Below are 7,046 nucleotides of genomic sequence, written 5' to 3'. Positions count from 1 at the left end.
TCGTGTACGTGTTGCCCGCCATCGAGCCCGCCGGGCAGGTGCCACCGATCGTGTCGAAGTGGAAGCCCGCATTCGCGGTCACCGTGAATGCCGCGGTCGCACCATCGTTCACCACCACGCTAGGCGGCGTGATCGTGCCAGACGGGGTGCCCACCGACGAGGTCACCGTGTGCGTCACGACATCCGGCGCGAAGTTCGCCACCACCGTGCAGTCCGCGATGATCGCGCCGGTCGTATACGTGTTGCCCGCCATCGAGCCCGCCGGGCAGGTGCCACCGATCGTGTCGAAGTGGAAGCCCGCATTCGCGGTCACCGTGAATGCCGCGGTCGCACCATCGTTCACCACCACGCTAGGCGGCGTGATCGTGCCCGAGGGCGTGCCGACCGACGAGGTCACCGTGTGCGTGACCGCGCCGGCATGGCCAATCGTGATGCTCCAGTTCTGGATCGAGCCCGTATCGCCACCACCGGCATCACCCACGCACAGCGTCCACGTGCCCGAAGCCGCCCCACCATTGAAACCGGCGAAGCTGGTCAGCCCAGCGGCTGCGCCATGATTGGCATGGTACGAACATACCGAATCGTCCTGGCAGATCACGCCACTCGATGCGAGTGTTCCTCCCATCGTTTCTGCATCCGCCGCCGCTGCATCGTTGAACATCAACGGACTCGTAGCCAGCAGATTCGAGCTGTCGCCGAAGCCGCCCGTACCATCATCCGCAGGTTCCGCGAAGCCCGGGCGGCTGAACACCGCCAGCACCGACCCGCTCGGACTGAACAATTTGGCCACCAGGTCGCCCGCCCACGTGTGCGTCAGGCCCGTCGTGATCGTGACGCTGGTCACCGTATCGCCTGCCGGCAACGAACTGGCATCGATCGCCGAACACGCCATCGACGCCTGCGTGCCGTTGTACGCGTCGTCCGGAATGTTCACCGGATTGTTGTTGCTGAACGTGTCACTGCCGCCACCATCGGCCGCGAAGTTCGCCACCACCGTGCAGTCCGCAGTGATCGCGCCCGTCGTGTAGGTACTGCCCGCCATCGAGCCGGCCGGACAGGTGCCACCGATCGTGTCGAAGTGGAAGCCCGGGTTCGCCGTCACTGTGAACGCCGCGGTCGCGCCATCGTTCACCACCACGCTCGGCGGCGTGATCGTGCCCGAGGGCGTGCCGACCGACGAGGTCACCGTGTGCGTGACGATATCCGCCGCGAAGTTCGCCACCACGGTGCAGTCCGCGGTGATCGCGCCGGTCGTGTAGGTGTTGCCCGCCATCGAACCCGCCGGGCAGGTGCCACCGATCGTGTCGAAGTGGAAGCCCGGGTTCGCCGTCACCGTGAACGCGGTGGTCGCTCCGTCGTTCACCACCGCACTCGGCGGCGTGATCGTGCCCGAGGGCGTGCCGACCGACGAGGTCACGGTGTGCGTGACCGGCAAGCCGGTGCCGCTCAGCGTGAAGGTGGTGTCGCCGGCAACATTCGCCGTCACCGTGAACGGCTGGCTCGCCGGTCCCGCAGCCGTCGGCGTGAAGGTGTAGTCGAGCGTGCAGCTCGCGCCCACCGCGATCGTAATCGGGGTCGGGCCACAGGTTCCACCCGCTGCGGAGAACGGCGATGCCGCGGCAGTGATCGCGGTCACGCTCAACGGCGCACCGCCGGTGTTCGACAGCGTGATCGACGTCGGCGCGCTGGGCACACCGACGGTCTGGTTGCCGAAATCGAAGCTGGCCGGAGCGATCGTGATGTGGCCCGGCACGAATTCGTCGGCGCCGATGCTCGGATTGACTGCCGGACGAAGATCACCGTCGAAGTCGTCGGTGATTCCCGCAATGCTGGTACCCATCGCGATCGCCGGGCTGCCGGGCTGCAGATGCAGGTTCGTCAGTGCGACGAACATCGGATTGACACTGAGCGACAGCGGATCTTGCGTGGTAGCCGTCTGCCAATTGGCAAGGGTCGGATAGATCGTGGCGTTGAAAACGCCGACCGCGCCATCCGTGCCATCTGCCAGCAGGTCGTTGTAGTTGCTGGTCAACCCGGCAGTGGTCGCCCCGATGCGGATTGCGAGGTGGGCCGAGCCGCCGGCGACCGCGTTGCCACGCGTGTTCCAGAGGATGTTGTTCTGGAAATTACGCGGGTTGGTGACGACATTGCTGTATAGCGCATAGCTGTTGGAACCCGGTGCAGTGACGCCCGAGCCGCCAATGAACACGCTGTTGTAGTAGAACTGACTCGTGGTGGCCGTCCCGGTGACGGGATCGAACAAGCCAAGAATGACGTAGCCTGCGGTGATCGGATTGCCCGCGGCATTGAAGCCGAGACTGACGATGTTGTTGCGATATGTCGTCGTGCCTGCACTGGCCACGATACCTGCGAGCTGATAGGCCGTGTTGGTGGCCGTTGCATCGAAGGTGTGCAGCAGGTTGCGCTCCACGACATTCGCCAGCGTGGTTGGCAGCGACGCGCTGATTCCGTATACGGAACCGCCGTTGGCACTGACGCCGGCGTTGTTGCTCAAGTGGTGCGCCGAATTGCGCGCGATCGTGGACGGAACGGTCGTGCTGGTCGAACCGATGATGTATCCGGCGACCGTCACGATTGGCGTGGCAGCACTGATCGAGTTTGCGCTGAGGTAGCTCGCGGTATTGCCGCTGAGGTTCGCCGCGGCAGACACGCCGTTGAAGCCGTAGACGGAATTGTTGCCTACCTGCAGATCGACGATCGGGCCGGTCGCACTGCCGACCGTATTGTTGGTGACCGTCTCCGTGAGTGCGGCCCCGGTGTTCCACAGAATGCCGCGGAAGCCGGTGGCGGTACCGGTGCCCTGGATCGTGATGGAACCGATGGAGTTGTTCGCGATCGTGTTGCTCTGGAAGCTGAAATCGAAGATGCCGTAGACGAGAGTGCTGGTCGTCGTGCTGTTGTTGAGCACGATCGTGCTGGACCCGTCGAGGCTGCCGACTTGGTTGCCGATGGCGTTGTAGCGACCGTCGCTGGTGCCGAGCGTGATGCCGATGAACGAGGCGCTCGTCGTCGTGCCGCTGTCGGACGTGCTCTGGTTGATGCCGGAAACAATGTTGTTCTGGTAGACGGTCGGCGTCGTGATGTTGGTCGTCACCGCATCGATGCCACGGAACTCGTTGGCGCCACCGCTGATCGTTGTGGTGCCCGTGCCGTTGGAAGCGCCGAAGCCGATCGTGTTGCCGGTGACAGTGAAGGCACCACCGGTGGTCGTGCCGCTCAGCGTGATGCCTGCGTAGCGTGCCGTTGCCGTGAACGTACGCGGGGCCGTCTGGTAGAGCTTGTTGTTGCTAATCGTCCACGCATCGTTGCCGCCGAGGACGTGGATGCCCGAAACGGAAGCGGCGCCCGTGCCGAAGAAGTCGAAGATGTTGTTGTGGTCGATCACCACGCCGCTGTTGTAGTTCGCCAGCGTCGTTGTCGTGCCGAGGCCGAACACCGCCTTGATCGGCAGGGCTGCGCCAACGGGGCCGATATCGCAGAACGAGATCGTGTTGTTGTCGTTGCCGGTGAGGGCGACCGTATCGGTGCTGAACGTGATCGTTCCGCCCGCGGTGGCGAGAGGCACCAGCGACGAGCCTTGCACGGCCGTGCGCGTGATCGTGTTCCCGCTTGCGCCGCCTATGAAGCGAACGGTACTCGTACCCGCAGTGGCAGCCGTGCTGGCGTTCTGCAGCGTGAGCGAGTTGCCGCCGGCATTGAGACCGTCGATCGTGACTGCATCGGCGCCGTTGAGGTCGATCAGTGGCGCGCCGGCAAGCGTGCCCGCGAGCGTGCGCGCTGCTCCGCCCACCGGCTTGATCGCGATGTCGGTGTAGAGGGCTGCGCCGCTGCCGCTCGCATTGAGAACTGCGCTCGCGGCTTCCGTCGTGTTGCCGCAGACCTCGATATTGATCGAGCCCTGGTGCGTGCCGGCATTGATCGCATCGAACGCCAACTTCAACGTGTTGTAGCTGGTTGGACCCGGGGTTCCCGCTGTCGCCTCGACTTCGACGTTGTCCGCGGGCAACGCATCGCAGACGCCCAGCGCGGCATGCGCCGTGGTGGACAACAATGGCGCGGCGGCGACCGCCGACCACGCTAGAACGACATTCAACAAGCGTTTCATGCGATGTACCCCTGTAGATCGATGACTGACGGATTGCAGACACACACAAGCGCGCGTGCCGGAGACTCCGGCACGCGCAAGTTGGAGAGTGATCTTGGTTCCAGCGACCGCGCGCAGTGCGGTCCACAACGACATCGGTTCATGCGCACACCCCAGAGCGCAAGGGACAACTACCCCGCGGATGCCGGAGCGAATCCCCCACCGGCAACCACCTGCGTGTCGATCCATGATTGCCTCCACACGCTCCGGAAACCGGAACCCATGCAGGTTTGCCGACTATATGCCTGTCCGGCATGGACGAACAACTCCCCCCATTCAGGCAGCTTCCGGTGAACGCTTCATGTGCATGCGCAACATGCGGTTGGGCAACGCCGGAGCCCGCTGCACAGACGCACTTCGACGCCGGCCTGCGGCCTGCGCCCGGCGCGAAGGGACAACACCGGTAGACGTCGGACACCCTGATAGCATTCGCGCTCCCTGAAGGAACCGCACCCACGATGACTCGACCGTCGCGCCTGTTGAAGAAGACCGCGCTCGTACTCCTGCTGCTGGCGATCGCCGCACCCCTCGCCGGCTGGCTCGCCCTTCGCGGCAGCCTGCCCCGCTACGACGGCGAGGTGCGCGACAAGGCGCTGGCGCAGCCGGTGCGTGTCGAGCGCGATGCGCTCGGCAGCGTCACCGTCCGCGCCGCCAACCGCCGCGACGCGGGGTGGGCGCTCGGCTACGTGCATGCGCAGGAGCGTTACTTCGAGATGGACCTGTTGCGCCGTCGCGCGGCCGGGGAGCTGGCCGAGCTTTTCGGTGCGGCCGCGTTGCCGATCGACCGCAAGGCGCGCGCCCATCGCATGCGTGCGCACATGCAGGCGGCACTCGCCTCGCTCAGCCCGGAGCAGCACGATGCGGTCGATGCCTATCGCGATGGCGTCAACGCCGGACTCGCGGCGCTGTCGGTGCGACCGTTCCCGTACCTGGTGACCTTCAACGCGCCTGCGCCCTGGCGCAGCGAGGACAGCCTGCTGGTGGTGGCGGCGATGGCGTTCACGCTGAACGACGCCGAGGACAAGCGCAGTCTCGCGTTCGCGCGCATGCACGCGGCGCTGCCCGCATCGGCCTATGCCTTCCTGACCGCGACCGGCGGCGCCTGGGATGCGCCGATCGCGGGCGGCCCGTTCGACCTGCCCGAAGTGCCCACTGCAGCGGAGCTGGACCTGCATGCGCTCGACGCCAAGCTGCTGCGCGACGACCAGCAGGAGCCGGACGCGCGCGTGCACGGCAGCAACGCATTCGCGGTTGCCGGCGCGCTGACCGGTGGCGCGGCGATCGTTGCCAACGACATGCACCTCGACCTGCGCGTGCCGAACCTGTGGTTCCGCATGCGCATCATCTATCCCGATCCACGCCACGCCGGATCATTCGTCGACGTGACCGGTGCCGGACTGCCGGGTGCGCCGGCCGTCGTCGCCGGCAGCAACGGCCAGGTGGCGTGGGGATTCACCAACAGCTACGCCGACACGACCGACTGGGTGCGCGTGCTGCGCGATCCGGCAGATCCCTCGCGCTATCGCACGCCGGATGGCTGGGCAAATACGATAAGGCACGCCGAGACGATCCGTGTGCACGGCGCGCCCGACGAGACGCTCGAGGTAGAGGAAACCCGCTGGGGCCCGATCATCGCCCAGGATGTCGACGACACGCCGCTCGCGCTGGCATGGATCGCGCAGGAGCCCGGCGCGATCAATGTCGACCTGGTGCGCCTCGAAACGGCGGAGAACGTCGACCAGGCAGTCACCATCGCGCAATCGAGCGGCATACCGCCGCAGAATTTCATCGTCGCCGATCGCGCCGGCAGCATCGCGTGGACGATCGCCGGGCGCCTGCCCAAGCGCATCGGCAACTACGATCCTGACCTGCCAGCAGACTGGTCGCAGGCCGGCACCGGCTGGGACGGCTGGCTCGATCCGGGCCTGCATCCCCTCGTCAGCAATCCGCCATGGCAGCGCCTGTGGAGCGCGAACCAGCGCCCGGTCGAGGGCCCCGCACTCACTTCACTCGGCGACGGCGGCTACGACCTCGGCGCGCGCGCGCGGCAGATCCGCGACGACCTGCGCGCACACGATCACTTCACCACCACCGACCTGTTGCGCATCCAGCTCGACGACCGCGCGGTGTTCCTCGAACGCTGGAAGGACCTGCTCAAGCTGCAACTCAACCGCCTTCCCGCAACCCCGCTGCACGATGCGATGAAGCGCATGCTCGACGAGTGGAAAGGCCACGCGTCGACCGACTCGGTCGCCTACCGGCTGGTACGCGCGTGGCGCAACGATGTCGTCGATCATGTGCTCGACGGGTTTTCGGCCGCGGTGCGCAAACGCTTTCCCGACTTCGCATTGCCGAGGATGCCGCAGACGGAACACGCGGTCTGGAAGCTGCTGTCCTCGCAGCCCGCGCATCTGCTGCCGCCGGGGAACGAAAGCTGGGATGCGCTGATGGCTGCATCGGTCGAGCGCGTCGGCGACAAGCTCGACCGCCAGCCGGGCGGCCTCGCCGCGCGCACCTGGGGCGAACGCAACACCGACCACATCGCGCATCCGGTCTCGCGCGGCCTGCCCGCGTTCCTCGCGCGGTATCTCGACATGCCGTACGAAGCGCTGCCCGGAGACAGCAACATGCCACGCGTGCAAGGTGTCGACTTCGGTGCATCCGAACGCTTCGCGGTCGCACCGGGCGACGAGGCGCACGGCTACTTCATGATGCCGGGCGGACAAAGCGGTCATCCGCTGTCGCCCTACTACGGCGCGGGGCACGCGGACTGGGTGAAAGGCACGCCGACGCCGTTCCTGCCGGGACCGGCGCAACATGTGTTGCTGCTGCAACCGGACCGATAGGACGACGGCACACCACGCGAAAGGAATCGTCGTCC

General features: G+C 66.2%; 2 protein-coding genes. One reads left to right on the top strand and one right to left on the bottom strand.

From position 1 onward, the window contains the following. Positions 1-4,126: beta strand repeat-containing protein (locus tag ACILRJ_RS14230; RefSeq protein WP_395683856.1), on the bottom strand; the 4,126-nt coding region annotated here is incomplete at its 3' end. 497 nt (positions 4,127-4,623) lie between these two features. On the opposite strand from ACILRJ_RS14230, the gene ACILRJ_RS14225 reads away from it, so the two are divergent. Continuing rightward, complete coding sequence (locus ACILRJ_RS14225; protein WP_395683855.1) at positions 4,624-7,011, top strand: penicillin acylase family protein; 2,388 nt, start codon at positions 4,624-4,626, stop codon at positions 7,009-7,011. The last annotated feature ends 35 nt before the right edge of the window (positions 7,012-7,046 follow it).

Source organism: Dokdonella sp., assembly GCF_044227025.1.
Lineage (GTDB): Bacteria > Pseudomonadota > Gammaproteobacteria > Xanthomonadales > Rhodanobacteraceae > Dokdonella_A.
This window is presented reverse-complemented; position numbering and strand designations above follow the sequence as displayed.

Excerpts from the sequence above, each read along its gene's own strand:
- ACILRJ_RS14225 (WP_395683855.1), top strand. The coding sequence starts at position 4,624 with ATGACTCGACCGTCGCGCCTGTTGAAGAAGACCGCGCTCGTACTCCTG.